Source organism: Vibrio cidicii, assembly GCF_009665415.1.
GTDB lineage: Bacteria > Pseudomonadota > Gammaproteobacteria > Enterobacterales > Vibrionaceae > Vibrio > Vibrio cidicii.
Window position 1 is genome coordinate 398364 of sequence record NZ_CP035921.1, and the last position, 15356, is coordinate 413719.

The following is a 15356-nucleotide window of genomic DNA, read 5'->3' on the forward strand; positions in this document are numbered from 1 at the left end:
AATAAAACTAGTATTTTCATGATGTTAACCTCAATCCTTCGCAATAAGTGGTCTTTTATCACGCTAGCTCATCGAAAAAATAGATCGCACGCGCCAAGGCACAAACTTAGCTATAACCTATAACCAGAAATTCGTTACAGTGTGTGGCTTGCATCTTTTATTAGGCCAATATTTTCCATACAATCAGGCAAATTTATCTGCCCGATAGGGAGTCGAAATGAGCGACGTAAAACACTGTAAATTATTAATTCTTGGGTCTGGTCCTGCGGGGTACACCGCCGCGGTTTACGCAGCTCGAGCCAACTTAAACCCAGTGCTGATTACTGGGATGCAACAAGGTGGTCAGCTCACGACCACCACTGAAGTGGAAAACTGGCCGGGCGATGCAGAAGGCCTGACTGGCCCTGCTCTGATGGATCGCATGAAAGAGCATGCAGAACGCTTTGCAACTGAAATCATCTTTGATCACATTAACCAAGTTGAACTAACTTCTCGCCCATTTCGTCTTAAAGGCGACTCTGGCGAATACACTTGTGATGCGCTGATCATCTCAACGGGCGCATCAGCCAAATACCTAGGTTTAGACTCAGAAGAAGCGTTTAAAGGTCGCGGCGTTTCAGCTTGTGCTACCTGTGATGGTTTCTTCTACCGCAATCAAAAAGTTGCGGTGGTGGGAGGCGGCAATACCGCGGTTGAAGAAGCACTTTATCTGTCAAACATCGCTGCTGAAGTGCATCTTATCCACCGTCGTGATTCCTTCCGCGCAGAGAAAATCCTCATCAATCGTCTGGTGGACAAAGTGCAAAATGGCAACATCGTACTGCATACTGACCGCGTTCTGGATGAAGTGCTCGGCGATGAGATGGGTGTCACGGGCGTGCGCATCAAAAACGTTCACTCTGGCGAGTTCGAAGAAATTGACGTCATGGGCACGTTTATCGCTATCGGCCACCAGCCAAACACGCAGATTTTCCAAGATCAGCTTGAGATGAAAGATGGTTATATCGTGGTGAAATCAGGGTTAGAAGGTAACGCAACCCAAACCAGCATCGAAGGTGTGTTTGCCGCTGGCGATGTGATGGATCACAACTATCGTCAAGCCATCACCTCAGCAGGCACTGGATGTATGGCGGCGCTGGATGCAGAGCGCTACCTTGATTCGCTGAACGATAAATAACTTTTCACATTTGTGTCATAACCTTAGAGCCCGGCAGTGTTCCTGCCGGGCTTTCTTTTGTATACTTGGCCCCCTCGAAATAAAACAATTCTCATTAAGCCTTCACGATGGATAAAAAGAAACAACGCAGCTTGAACAAGTGGCTCAAGCAGCAGAGTAAACTGGCCAAGCGCTGGTTGATGATTGCTGTTGGCCTAGGCGTATTGTCGAGCGTGTTTTTGTTGGCCCAAGCCGCTTTGCTCGCCACCATTCTTCATCAGCTCATCATAGAGCAAGTCGATAAGTCGCAACTGCTACCGCAGTTTCTCAGCCTAGTGGCACTCATCGCACTGCGAGCCCTGTGTTCGTGGGGTCGCGAGATCGCGGGGTACCGTTGTGGTGAACAGATCCGCGTTTACATTCGCCAACTGATCCTCGATAAACTGCGCGAGCTTGGCCCCGCCTACATCAAGGGGAAACCTGCTGGCGCATGGGCAACCTTAGTGCTTGAGCAAGTCGAAAACATGCAGGACTTCTTCGCCCGCTATTTACCGCAAATGTCACTGGCAGTGCTGGTGCCCTTCGTCATTTTGGCGGTGGTCTTTCCTGTCAACTGGGCCGCGGGGCTGATCTTTTTGATTACCGCGCCATTGGTGCCGCTCTTTATGGCTATGGTGGGGATGAAAGCCGCTGATGCCAGTCGTAAAAACTTCAAAGCGCTGCAACGTCTCTCGGGGCATTTTTATGATCGTTTGCAAGCAATGACCACGATCCGCCTTTTTGACCGTACCCAAGCAGAAACGGAAATCATGCGAGGTGCGTCAGAAGTGTTTCGCAGCCGCACCATGGACGTGCTACGTATCGCCTTTCTCTCTTCGGCGGTGTTGGAGTTTTTCACCTCCATCTCTATCGCGTTAACTGCGGTCTACTTTGGTTTTGCCTTTATTGGCGAACTCAACTTTGGTGATTACGGCGCTGGCGTCACACTGTTCGCCGGGTTGTTTATCCTTATCCTCGCGCCGGAGTTCTATCAGCCACTGCGTGATCTCGGTACCTTCTATCACGCCAAGCAGCAGGCGGTTGGCGCAGCTGAGAGCATCGTTGACTTTCTCGAAACAGAAGCGAGCAGTGTGCGCTCTGGGGACAAAAGCGTTGACCATCGCCAAGCGATTGAGATCGTCGCGCGCGATCTTGAGGTCTTCTCACCACAAGGCGAGCGCTTAGTTGGCCCAATCAGCTTTGCCATCCACGCCAATCAAACCACGGCATTGGTGGGCCCAAGCGGCGCAGGCAAAACCAGTTTAATCAATGCAATTCTGGGCTTTTTACCGTACCAAGGTTCACTGACCATCAACGGTATTGAGCGTAGCGAGCTTGATTTAGCAAGCTGGCGCAAACAGATCAGTTGGGTTGGACAAAACCCGCTGCTGCTGCACGGCTCGATTCGCGACAACATCACGCTCGGCAAAGAGCGAGTAAGCGAAACCGAGCTGCGCTGCGCGCTGGAACAATCGTTCTCAGCCGAGTTTGTTGATCAGCACGGGTTGGATTACCTCATCACCGACCGCTCCGGTGGTCTTTCTGTCGGGCAAGCACAACGATTGGCACTGGCTCGAGCGATGGTGCAAAACGGCACTTTCTGGCTTTTAGACGAACCAACAGCCAGCTTAGATGCACGCAGTGAACGGCTAGTGATGCAAGGTCTTGCCAGCCAAACTCAAGGAAAAACCACCTTGATGGTGACACACCAGTTGACGCCGTTACAGCACGTCGAGCAGATCTTGGTGATGCAAAACGGCCAACTGGTTCAATCCGGTGGTTATCAGGAGCTCGCAGAGCAAGCGGGCTTGTTCCAACAGATGCTTAACGCCAATCAAGCACTTCATCAAACCAACAAGGGGAATCTTGATGCGTGATTTAGTTCCCTACCTAAAACTGTATAAAAAACATTGGTTCGGTCTCTCACTCGGGATGTTGCTGGCCTTTTTGACCCTGTGCGCTTCCATCGGCCTGTTAACGCTCTCTGGTTGGTTTCTCTCCGCCGCAGGCATTGCTGGGCTGACCATCGCACGGGAAACCTTCAACTACATGTTGCCCGGTGCGTTTGTACGCGGCTTTGCCATGGGTCGCACCGCTGGGCGCTGGGGCGAGCGCGTTGTTAGCCACAATGCTACCTTTAAGCTTTTGACTGACTTGAGAATTTTCTTTTTCTCCAAGCTGGCACCGCTTATCCCCGGCCGCGTATCTAACCTGCGTGATGCTGATCTGCTCAACCGCTTGGTGGCCGATATCGATTCGATGGATCACGTCTATCTGCGCCTTATCAGCCCTATGGTGGTTGGTACGCTGGGCATTGCTGGTCTCACTGCAGTGCTGTGCTGGTTTGACATGACACTCGGCCTCACGCTAGGGGCCATTTTGCTGGCGCTACTGCTTTGCTGGCCAGTGCTGTTTTACAAGCTGGGCAAACGCAACGGCGCAGAACTTACCCAACATCGTGCGCAATTGCGCATCGCCGCGCTCGACTGGTTACAAGGTTACAGCGAACTGACGCTGTTTGGCGCAGAGGCACGTTATCGCACCGCCATTGGCGAGGCGCAGCAACGCTTGATGCGCAATCAGTACTTCAACGCCCATTTTTCAGGCTTAGCTCAAGCGCTTTTGATGCTGGCCAATGGCTGGACGCTGGTTCTGATGCTTTGGTTAGCCGCCGATGGCGTTGGTGGCAATCCACCCGATCCAATGATCGCTCTCGTGGCGTTTGCCACCATGGCAAGCGTGGAGCTGTTAATGCCGATTGCGGGCGCGTTTCAACACCTTGGTCAGACGCTTTCATCCGCGCGCAGACTCAACGAAGTGATCTTGTTGGAACCGGAAGTGCGCTTCCCTACCGAACCAGTAGCGCACAGCGGCGAGTTCTCGATTGCCTACAACAATGTCTCATTCCGCTATCCAGACAGTGAAAAAATGGCGCTGCAAAACGTCAATCTGTCTATCCCAGCAGGTTCAAGAATCGCGATTGTTGGGCAAACGGGTTCGGGCAAGTCGACGCTCCTTCAGCTTCTCAATCGCTATTGGGATGTGCAGAGCGGTTCGATTGAAATCGCCGGTCAACCGTTAACGCAATGGAATGAAAGCCAGCTTCGTCAAACCTTGAGCGTGGTGAGTCAGCGGGTTGACATTTTAAATGGCAGCTTGCGTGATAACCTTTTGATGGCCTCTCCGCAGGCCAGTGACGAAACCATCAGCCAAGTACTAAACGAAGTGGGACTTGGTAACCTCCTCGACCACGACGGCTTAAATGCGTGGCTCGGTGATGGTGGCCGCCAGCTTTCCGGTGGCGAGAAGCGCCGTATTGGCATCGCTCGCGCCTTGCTGCACGATGCGCCGATCTTACTGCTCGACGAACCAACAGAAGGCTTGGATAAGCAAACCGAACAGCAGATCATGCAGTTGTTCGCCAGCCACTTTGCTGGCAAGACCGTCGTTTTCATTACGCACCGTTTGGTCAACTTAGACCAGATGGACAGCATCTGTTTGATTGAACAGGGTGAAGTGGTCGAACACGGCAGCCATAGTGAGTTGCTGGCCAAGCAAGGCCGCTACTATCAACTGGCACAATCTCTTTAAAGCTCAACAAATAACCCGGGCGAGCCCGGGTTATTTTTATACGCAATTCTCTATCTCTATTAGCGCAGACGATTAATGCTCATTAGCAACAAGAAATAACTGCCACCCAAAATCGCGACTAACGTGCCTGCGGCAATCTGGTTGGGATAGAGCGCGATCTGCCCCAGCCAGTCTGCCCAAATCATCAACGCCGCGCCAATCACACCGCCCAGCACCATTTGCTGCTTGCTCCCTCTCGCCCCCAGCATCATTGCCATATGCGGCGCAATCAAACCGACAAACGCCACCGGCCCCATGGTTGCCGTGCTGAGCGCACACAATAGCGCCACTAAGCTGAGTAAGATAACCTGCGCGTGCATCGGTTTCAGGCCGCGCGCTGCTGCGAAATCTCGGCCAATCGACATTAAGGTGAGCCAGCGAGAAAGGGCTAAGGCCAGTGACGACAACAGCGCCACACCCAAGATTAATGCGCTTGCCTGCGCCGCACTGACGCGATAGGTCGACCCAGCAAGCCACAATAAAATCTTGTAGCTGTCACCACTGCCCTTTGCCAGCGCAAATTGCACCAGCGCTTGCAAAAGTGCCGTCAAAGCGATGCCAATCAAAATGATGCTTGGGGGTGAGAACTGGTGGCGTTTACCGAGTAGCAACAAAATAAGCAGCACAGCTGCGCTGCCAGCAAACGCGACTTGCCAATCGGCGATGAGCAGCGTCGAGCCAAAAAACAGCGATAACACCACCAGCGCAAAAGTTGCCCCGGCGGAAACCCCTAAAATATCCGGACTAGCGAGCGGGTTATGAATCACTCGTTGCAGTAACGTCCCTGCTATCGCCAGAGCGACGCCGACACACAGCGCCGTCGCCATTCTTGGCCAGCGCAGTTGCCACTGATACTCCCCAGGTAATCCCCAACTTAGCGAACCTTGTTGATATGAGAGCAAGCTGTAAACCGCAATCCCCAATAGCAAGATTACGGCACTGAGCAGCTTAGTCGCGGGAGTGAGCCGGCGGCGTTGACTGGTAAAAGAGAGCGGCATTTGATCTTGCGCGCTCAATTTTCGGCGGCTAAACCACAACAGAGCCGGCGCACCGATCGCCGCGGCGGTCACCCCGCTTGGAATCACTTGCTCGCTCCACACCGCCAGCAACATCGACAGTGAGTCGGTCAAAAGAAGCAGTATTGCTCCAAGCAGTAGGCTGCAATAAAGCTCTTGCTTCGCGGTGCGTGCTCCGAGGTAACGGGCAATGTTGGGCGTAAGCAAACCAATAAAACTGATCATCCCGACAGCAGTGATCGACGCTGACACCAGCCAGATCCCGACAACAAGCAGCAAGAAGAAACTCGGTAGCACAGATAAACCTCGCGCGGCTGCGCCTTCATGGCCAAGTCGCATCAGAGTCAGTATCCGCGGTGCCAACAACAGTAGCAACAGCGCGGGTAGCAATCTCGGCCACAGCCATTGCACCCAATCCCAACCATATTGCGCTAAATCACCCGCGCCCCACATAAACACATTTTGCGCAAACTGGGCGTTAAGAATAATCAACGCGGTCGCTAGCGAACCAAGCAATATGTTGATCACCATGCCAGAGATGACCAACGGCAATCCGGTTAAGTTACGCATTCCAGCAATGATGATAATCAAGGCGAAAGCGACCAGAGCACCGACCATAGCGGCTAAAGCGCTGTAATCCGCCACCCAATCGACAAACCAAATGTTGATCACCACCAGCGCCAGCCATGCGCCGGATGAAGTGCCCATGGTCAGCGGTGACGTCAGAGGATTTTGCGTGAGTTGCTGCATTAAGCTGCCTACCAACCCAAGTGTGGCCCCCACCAATAAGCTCATCACCAAGCGGGGCAATTGTGCGTAAACAAAAAACACATCGGCAAAGGCGTGCGCCTTTTGTGGTTGCCACAAGAGTTGCCATTGGCTGCTGAGCGAAAGCGACGTATCGATTTGCACACTCCTTAGGGCGCTTAACAGCAGCAAAAAGCAAAGTAGCGACCATGCGGGTATTTTGCTCATTTGGGTTCCTTCGCTAGCTCAAGAAGACTCTCAGTGATCGCCTCGGCGGTCGATTGCAGCGACAGTACGCCGCCATAACTCCACACCGAGCGCACCCCGTTGACTCGCCCCTGCTGAGCCGCTGGTAAGGCATTCCACAGAACAGCATCCCGCAGGTTTTTCTCTTGCGGAAATGGGCGTATGTAAAGCACGTAAGCCGAAGTGAGCTGTTGTAAAACATTGATACGCTTTTGGCTCACTCCCCAAGGCTGCGCGGGGAGCGCGAGCGGGTTAATCAGCCCCAATCGCCGCAACACGTATTGATTGATCGAGTTTTCGCTTGAAAGCAGTAGCGTATTGAGGTTGGAAAAGCGCATCACCACAACTTCTGGGGGCTCAGCAAACGCATTGCGCAGTTGCGCGGAGAGCTGCGCAAACCGCACGTCTAACGCGTCGAGTCTCTGCTGCGCCCGCTCACTTTTACCGAACAATGCTCCTAAGATTTTTAACTGTTCGATGACGACCTCAGCGGCACTGTCCTGTTTGGCGAAATTGGGCAGATAGACTACAGGCGCGATGGAGGCCAACACGGGCAAGAGATCGCGCTGCTGCGCACTGGCAAGGATCACATCCGGTTTAAGCGCCGCGATTGTTTCCAGATTTGGCTCGGCGCGCGTACCGAGATCTTGCATCGAGTCTGGTGCTGGCGGGTTCGCGACCCACTGCTGATAGCCGGCAATATTTGGCGCGGCCAGTGGCAGCACGTCGAGTGCCAACACTTGTTCCAGCAGATCCCAATCCAGTACCACCACTCGCTCTGGCACCCGGGCAAACTTTTTGTCTCCTTGCCCATCACGAATTTGTATTGCCGCTTGGCTCGTGGTTGAAAAAAGCAGCCATGCCAACAGCGCTATCGAAACAAAATAAGCAGAGCGGGGGTTCAAGCGCATACCACCGCCACCTTACGCGCAGAGCCCGTTTGCGTCTCATCAGGATGGTCGATCAAACGAATACGAGTTTGATATAAATCGGACAATCGCTGCTCGTCGAGCAACAAATTTGCGGGGCCTTCAAAGGCAATCTGTCCTTTTTTCAGCGCCACAATGTGAGTGGCATAGCGCAAGGCGAGGTTGAGATCGTGCAAGATGACAATCACGCCCACACCCTGAGTGTGATTTAACTCAGCCAGCAGAGACATCAGTTGGTATTGATGATGGATATCCAGCGCCGAGGTCGGTTCATCGAGGATCAGCAGTGGCGATTGCTGAGCCAGCAACATCGCCACCCAAGCACGTTGACGCTCGCCGCCCGAGAGATCGTCTGCCAACGTATCAGCGAACGGTATCACCCCGGTTTTTTCCATCGCTTGGTTAACCACCATTTCGTCTTGCGCTTGCCAACGGCCAAGCGCGCCACGCCATGGAAATCGCCCTAACTTGACCAGCTCTTTCACCGTCAAGCCAGCCGAGACGGGCAACTTTTGTGGCAAAAACGCTACCTGTTTGGCAAAGTCCTTCGCACTAAAACGGCTCACTTCTTGTTGGTGCAATTGCACCGAGCCTGTGTCCGGTTTTTGTTGGCCAGCCAGCAGGCTCACTAAGGTGGACTTACCTGAGCCGTTATGCCCCAACACCACGGTCAAAGCTTGGCTGGGAATATTTAAGGAATCTAAAGCAAGAATGGTTCGCCCACCGCGAACCATAGAGATATCTGAAAGAGCGTACATACAAACTCATCTTTGTTAATAACTCACCCTCCATGCAGAGGGTGAGCTAGACATTACCAGCGGTAGTTGGCGCTGAGAACCACAGAGCGTGACTGGCCAAAGTAGCAGTAGTAGTCACAACCTGAGATGTACTCTTTATCCAGCAAGTTGTTGATATTCAATTGCGCTTGCCAATTGGCCGAGAGATCGTAGCTAGCCGCCAAGTCTATCAAGGTCGCACTCGGCACGGTTAAGTTACTACTAACAGGGTTATCTTTACTTTCACCGATATAGCGAACGCCGCTACCGATGTTCAGTCCATTAATACCGACAAAAGCCGCGTTGTAATCCACCCACAGCGATGCCGAATGTTTAGGGATGAGCGCCACTTGCTGGTGTCCTTTGCCGCCAGTTTCGTCTGTCTTCGCTTCGGTATAGGTATACGCTGCTGAGACTTTAGTGCTGCCACTTACCTGCGCCACCAGCTCAACTTCAACCCCTTCAGAGGTAATTTTCCCGGTTTGGGTTTTCCCCGAAGCGGCTGGATTGGTCACGAGCGCGTTTTTCTGCTCAATATCAAACCACGCCACATTGAGATAACCATCAACAAAGCTTGGTGTGTACTTTACCCCCAACTCGACTTGCTCGCCTTCCAAAGGTTTGTAAAGCTGTAAGGTCGCTTTATCAATGGTGCTGAGCACTTCAAACGATTGCGAGTAGCTGGCATAAGGCGACAAACCCAAATCCGACAGGTACATTACTCCGGCATTAAGCGACAATTGACTGTCGTTACGAGCATCCTCTTCCTTGCCTTTTTTGCTTTGGTTCTCAGTCGAAACCCAATCCTGACGAGCACCAAGCAAGCCTATCCAACGCTGCTCCCATTTCATCTGATACTGGGAGTAGAGGCTTAGCTGTGATTTCTCGATGCGACGGTCAATATTCTTGGTCGCGTCCAGTGGCGTGTAATTGCCGTAGACTGGGTTCCATGGATTGATGCTACTAAAGCTGTAGTTCTCTTGCTCTTCACCTCTGTTTTTGTGGTATTGCAATTCAACACCAGCGAGTAAGGTTTGCTCGCTACGTGCACCAAACCAATTGGCCAGCGCTTTGTTGTCGAGAGAGAAGCTTTGGTTGTCGCCATCGCGAAACACCACACCACGACCAAGCTCGGTTGCACTCGGATCGGCATTGGGGAATGCATAGGTGCTACGCAAAAACAGTTCGTTGTAGCCGTAGTTAAAGTTCTGCGACAACGTCCAGAGATCATTCAGCTCATGCTCAAGCAAATAACCAACGGAAATTTGCGTGCGTTGGTATTGATCGTAATCAGGCTCGCCAAGATTGGTTGATGGATCAATGCTACCCAGATCGGCGTTTTTTAACGTTCCTGCAACGGGAAAGAAACCATTGGTTGGCACACCGTCGTCATGCAGATAGGTCGCCATTAGAGTCAGCATAGTGCTGTCAGAAAGATCAATTTCCAAGCTCGGCGCCAAATAGAAACGCTCATTCTCACTGCCGTTCAGTTCACCATCGCTGTTTTTGAACAAGCCGACCAAACGGTAACGCATGTTGCCTTGTTGATTGGCGACATCGGAAAGATCAAAAGCAATCGAATGATGGCTGTTGTTCCCCACTTCTAGACGCACTTCACCTTGAGGCGAGTAAGTTGGCTTCTTCTGTATCGCGTTAACCACGCCGCCTGGAGGCGCGTCACCAAACAAGATGGCCGAAGGCCCTTTCACCACTTCCACTTGTTGCAAGCCGTATGGTTCAAGCAACCAAGTGTAGTAACCATCGCGAAACAGTCGGCTACCATCGAGGTAGCTCGCGGCATCAAAACCACGCACTTTAAACCAGTCGGTATCATTGTCAGAGCCGTACGGCTGCGCGGTGACACCCGCGGTGTAGCGCAAGGCTTCATCCAGCTTTTGCGGCGCGCGGGCTTTCAGCGTGTCTTCGTCGATGATCGAAACCGCTTTAGGCGTCTCTTGTGCTGGCGTTTCTATCTTGAGCGCCTGAGCGGTGACCACGATGGTCTCCATCTGCTGTACATCTTGGGCAACCGCACTACAGGTAAACAGTGCAGGGATGGTCGCATAAGACAAGGCGCGACCAATAACTCGGGCAAGCGGGGTTAAGCAATTTTTTTCCATGGGAAAACCTTAACAGAATAACAATTGAGAAGTATTAGCATTAGCTTTATTATGCTTTCGCATTCTAATGATAATTTTCATAATTAATAGTGCAAATGCGACTTTTTCTCATTTTAATTTGTCTTAGGTCAAGTAATTCATGTTTCGCTGGTTTGAAAAACTCACTACTCCGTTCCCCATGCAGGAACCCACCCAACCGCCCAAAAGTTTGTTCGCTTTTTGCCGCCACTACACCAAAGGATTTGAAAAACCTTTAGTTATTATGTCGTTACTTAGCGCTTGCGTGGCCATCGCCGAAGTCACTTTGATCCGCTACATGGGGCAGTTGGTCGATATTCTCGGCAGTCAGTCCAGAGAAACCTTCTGGACAGATCAAACTGAAACGCTGTGGACCATGGCGTTACTGGTTTGTGTGGTGATGCCTTGCCTCGCCTTTTTTCATTCGATGATCATGCACCAGACGCTACTGGGGAACTATCCGATGTCCATTCGCTGGCTGGTTCACCGCTACTTACTCAAGCAGAGCGTGGCCTTTTTTCAGCGTGATTTCGCTGGCCGCGTTGCGACCAAAGTGATGCAAAGCTCTCTGGCGGTGCGAGAAACCGTGATGAAGTTAGTGGACGTAATGGTTTACATCAGCGTCTATTTTGTCTCCATGGTCTGGATGATGGGCGAGTCCGATCAGGTTCTAATGCTACCCATCCTGATTTGGCTTTTGGTCTACATTGCGATTCAGTTCTATTACATTCCGCGCATGAAACAAGTGGCGACCGATCAAGCCGATGCCCGTTCGCAAATGACGGGACGTATTGTCGACAGCTACACCAACATCACCACCGTCAAACTGTTCTCCCACTCCGAGCGTGAGCTTGCGTATGCAGAAAACAGCATGCAGCAGTTTTTGCAAACCGTGTATCGTCAAATGCGAATGGTGACTTGCCTGCTGTTTAGCGTCGATGCGATCAACTACTTGCTGCTGTTTTCGATTGCCGCTCTATCGATTAACCTCTGGCTTGAAGAGGCGGTCACGGTCGGGGTGATTGCGATAGCAATCAGCATCGCGCTGCGTATTCAGGGAATGTCGAAATGGATCATGTGGGAACTCAGTGCCTTGTTTGAAAACATAGGTACGGTGGTCGACGGCATGAATACCATCTCAAACGAAGTGGAAATTAAAGACACTCCTCGCGCCACGCCACTGCAGGTGAGTCGCGGTGCCATCGCGTTTAACGCCGTCGACTTTCGCTATAGCGACGAAGTTCGCGTATTTAATCAGCTCAACTTGCAACTTAAGCCCGGAGAAAAGGTCGGCATCGTGGGTCGTTCTGGCGCAGGGAAATCGAGCTTGGTCAATTTGCTGCTGCGTTTTTACGATGTCAATGCAGGGAACATCACCATCGACGATCAAGATATCGCCTTGGTTACCCAAGAGTCATTGCGCCATCAAATCGGCATGATCACACAAGACACCTCCTTGCTGCATCGCACCATCCGAGAAAACGTCTTGTACGGCGCACCCGATTCCAGCGAAGAAGCGATGATTGAAGCGGCAAAACAAGCGCACGCTCATGACTTCATTGTAAGCTTGCGAGATGAGCAAGGCCGAGCAGGTTACGATGTGGAAGTGGGTGAACGCGGGGTGAAATTGTCTGGTGGCCAACGTCAGCGCATCGCCATTGCGCGTGTGCTGCTGAAAAATGCCCCGATCCTGATCATGGATGAAGCGACCTCGGCATTGGACTCAGAGGTGGAATCTGCTATTCAGGAAAACTTAGAAGTGCTGATGCAAGGCAAAACCGTGATTGCGATTGCCCATCGACTGTCGACGATTGCCGCCATGGACCGCCTAATTGTGATGGACAAAGGCGAGATAGTCGAACAAGGCTCCCATCACGAGCTGCTCGCCAAACAAGGCATTTATGCTCAGCTCTGGGCGCACCAAACGGGTGGGTTCCTCGGCGAGAAATAGCGTCTATGCCGTTTTTAAACCACGCGTCGTGTTTTAAATACCGAGCATAAAAAAGCGCCTTTCGGCGCTTTTTCTTTCAAATCAAGCAATAGAGAAAACAGGTTAAGCGTTTTCTTGTTCGAATTTGCGCATAAAATCCACCAGCGCTTGCACGCCTTCAAGTGGCATAGCATTGTAAATAGAAGCGCGCATACCACCCGCAACACGGTGACCTTTAAGCGATTTAAGGCCAACGGCATCGGCTTGCTTGAGGAACAAGGCGTCTAGCTCTGGCTTCACCATCTGGAACGGCACGTTCATCAACGAGCGGTTTTGCGGATGAATGTTGTTGATGTAGAAGTCCGATTGATCGATGTAGTTATACAGCAGTGCCGCTTTTTCACGGTTGATCTGCTCAATCGCTTTCACGCCACCTTGCGCTTTAAGCCACTTAAACACCAAACCAGACAAGTACCATGCAAAGGTCGGCGGTGTATTGAACATCGAATCCTGCTCTGCCAGCGTTTTGTAATCCAAAATGCTTGGCAAGACCTGTTTCGCCAGACCGAGTAGATCATCACGGACGATAGCAATCGCGATACCAGATGGGCCGATATTTTTCTGCGCACCAGCGTAGATCACCCCATATTGGGAAACATCAATTTCACGAGACAAAATGGTGGAAGACATGTCCGCCACAATCGGCTTATCGGTAACAGGCAGATCATTGATTTCGATGCCATCGATGGTTTCATTCGGGCAAAAATGCACATAAGCAGCATCTGGATGAATTTTCCACTGCGAAGCCGGCAATACCGCGACTTTGCCATCGATGCTGGTTTTAGCATCGAACACATCCGGCTCACAATATTTCTTCGCTTCTTCTACGGCACTCTGTGCCCAGTAGCCAGCGTCGATATAAGTGGCGGTTTGCGCGTCACCCAGCAAATTGAGTGGTACCGCGGCAAATTGTGCTCGCGCGCCACCCTGACAGAAAAGCACTTTGTAGTTATCTGGGATGTTGAGCAAATCGCGAAGATCTCGCTCGGACTGTTCCGCCACCGCGACAAATTCTTTACTGCGATGACTGATTTCCATCACCGACGTGCCTAGCCCTTGCCAATCAAGTAGTTCCTGTTGCGCTTGCTGCATAACTGGTTTTGGTAGTGCTGCGGGACCAGCACTAAAATTAAATACGATGTCCGTATTTTGTTCCATGACGCTCTTTGCTCCTGCTCGATGATATAAAGAAAAACTGCTCAAGTAATAGCATGTTTTTCTTTGACGAAAAACAACAAAAGAGGTCTTACGACCTCTTTTTTTCTTTAACGCAGATTAATTGACAATTACTGCATCATCGCGGGCATCAACAAAGAGAACAACGGGAACGCCTGACCATTTTCAAACACCAGTTTGCCCTCTTTAATATCGGCCTTTAATTGGTAACCACCTTCAGTTTGTTCAAGAAGCTCCATCACCAATAATTCGTCGACACCCTCTTGGATGAATGGGTATTGCGTAACAAGTTCATTGGAGAAATAGGTGTGCACATCCCCTTGCATCGCTGTGATAATCTTCATCGGATCTTGCGTTACTTTATCGGTACCCTGAGGAATTTGCAGATGCCACTGATTCTCAAACTTGCCCTCTCCCAATGTCATGGCGAGGTTATCGATCGCAATCGCAAAGCCTTTGTCAAACAAGGTATCGATGTGCGGCAAGATTTTGCCAAGATCTTCTTCTGTGAGTACTGGAGAATTTTGATAAATCGCCATCACTTGATCAAAAGCTTGACGATCAAGGTTTTTCAATGAGAAATCAAGATTCAGATTTTGCGCTTCATTCCCGTCAGACATCAGCAATTTGTTGGTTTTGAAGCTGAGCTGACTTTCTAATCGCTCACCTTTGGCATCTAACTGAGTGTTGCCAAGGTAGCGACTTTGATACAAGCCAAATATCGGTTGTGCATCCACATCACTGAGTTGCAGCTCACCCATTTGGATGTCCTGTTTACCCAACCAGTAGCCGTTCTGTTGCTTTCCTTGCCCTGTTCCTTTGAGATGAGATAAATGCAACTCTTCACCTGATTCAAAATCCACCTGAATCGACGGCACATCAAACTCGAAATTGAGATCGCCAAGTACTGTTGCTCTGCCATTGACACGCATCGGCGCGGTGGAAATGGAAACGCCCTCAACCTCGCTTTGCAGGTTCCAACTGTCCATCGCGATGGTAAAATCGGTATTGCCGTTAAGCTGAGTCGTAGAAGAGATTGTCAACGGAAGCGTTTCTACACCCAATAACGCAGATTGTGCATCCAGCGAGGTCAAGCCATGGGTAAGGTCAGAGCGCATCTCAAACTCTACCGGTAAACCGTCGGCTTCAAACTGCTCCGCAATCACCGGATCGATAATGGTATAGCGAGTAGTGACCACGGATGAGAGATAACCGCGTTCATAGCTGATAATTTCCGCTTTCAGCGATTGACTGTCGAGCTTGGCAATGCCGTCTTCAATGATCGATTGTCCAATTTGACCAACCGCTAGCGGCCAGCACACCGCCAGAGAGACGGCGCCACCAATAGCAGCCCATTTTTTTAACGTGTTCATAAAGTCACTTTGAGTGAGAAATTTGCCACAGTCTAACCTATCTGAGTATGGGATAAAACATTGAGATATATCAGGCTATTGCCACTTACCAGCTTAAGTCTGATAAAACTCAAACTCAGCTCTCAAACCGCTTGTTCACT

The 15356-nt window shown here is 51.0% G+C and carries 10 protein-coding genes; 4 read left to right on the forward strand and 6 right to left on the reverse strand.

Going from position 1 to position 15356, the window contains the following annotated elements; genetic code table 11:
- Positions 1-217: 217 nt before the first annotated feature.
- From trxB to cydC, 3 genes are all read left to right on the forward strand, one after another.
- The gene (gene trxB / locus EWA64_RS02855) at positions 218-1177 is read left to right on the forward strand and encodes a thioredoxin-disulfide reductase (RefSeq protein WP_061895615.1); all 960 of its coding nucleotides are present in this window, start codon (positions 218-220) and stop codon (positions 1175-1177) included.
- A gap of 107 nt (positions 1178-1284) precedes the next feature.
- Complete coding sequence (cydD, locus tag EWA64_RS02860; RefSeq protein ID WP_061895614.1) at positions 1285-3072, forward strand: heme ABC transporter permease/ATP-binding protein CydD; 1788 nt, start codon at positions 1285-1287, stop codon at positions 3070-3072.
- Positions 3065-4786 (forward strand): heme ABC transporter ATP-binding protein/permease CydC, encoded by a 1722-nt coding sequence (gene cydC / locus EWA64_RS02865; RefSeq protein ID WP_061895613.1) that lies wholly within the window; start codon positions 3065-3067, stop codon positions 4784-4786. The genes cydD and cydC overlap by 8 nt, the downstream gene beginning before the upstream one ends.
- Before the next feature lie 59 nt (positions 4787-4845).
- On the opposite strand, the gene fhuB is transcribed toward cydC, so the two are convergent.
- The 4 genes from fhuB to EWA64_RS02885 are packed head-to-tail and all read right to left on the reverse strand — an operon-like array spanning position 4846 to position 10659.
- Positions 4846-6816: a Fe(3+)-hydroxamate ABC transporter permease FhuB gene (gene fhuB, locus EWA64_RS02870; protein WP_369435813.1), complete on the reverse strand. Its 1971-nt coding sequence runs from the start codon at positions 6814-6816 to the stop codon at positions 4846-4848.
- The gene (locus tag EWA64_RS02875; protein WP_061895611.1) at positions 6813-7745 is read right to left on the reverse strand and encodes an iron-siderophore ABC transporter substrate-binding protein; all 933 of its coding nucleotides are present in this window, start codon (positions 7743-7745) and stop codon (positions 6813-6815) included. The genes fhuB and EWA64_RS02875 overlap by 4 nt, the downstream gene beginning before the upstream one ends.
- Entirely contained in the window at positions 7736-8521 is a 786-nt protein-coding gene (locus tag EWA64_RS02880; RefSeq protein ID WP_061895610.1) for an ABC transporter ATP-binding protein, read from the reverse strand. Before EWA64_RS02880 ends, EWA64_RS02875 begins: the two co-directional genes overlap by 10 nt.
- Positions 8522-8574: 53 nt before the next feature.
- A complete protein-coding gene (locus EWA64_RS02885) occupies positions 8575-10659 on the reverse strand; it encodes a TonB-dependent siderophore receptor (protein ID WP_061895609.1) in 2085 nt (694 codons plus the stop codon).
- A gap of 139 nt (positions 10660-10798) precedes the next feature.
- Between EWA64_RS02885 and EWA64_RS02890 the strand changes: the two genes are divergently transcribed.
- Positions 10799-12628, forward strand: coding sequence for an ABC transporter ATP-binding protein (locus EWA64_RS02890; RefSeq protein ID WP_061895608.1), 1830 nt, complete (start codon positions 10799-10801; stop codon positions 12626-12628).
- 102 nt (positions 12629-12730) lie between these two features.
- Here the strand turns inward: EWA64_RS02890 and serC are convergent, their stop codons facing one another.
- On the reverse strand, positions 12731-13825 hold the full coding sequence (gene serC, locus EWA64_RS02895) for a 3-phosphoserine/phosphohydroxythreonine transaminase (RefSeq protein ID WP_039435435.1): 1095 nt from the start codon (positions 13823-13825) through the stop codon (positions 12731-12733).
- A gap of 128 nt (positions 13826-13953) precedes the next feature.
- Positions 13954-15216, reverse strand: coding sequence for a DUF945 family protein (locus tag EWA64_RS02900; RefSeq protein WP_061895607.1), 1263 nt, complete (start codon positions 15214-15216; stop codon positions 13954-13956).
- Positions 15217-15356: the final 140 nt, after the last annotated feature.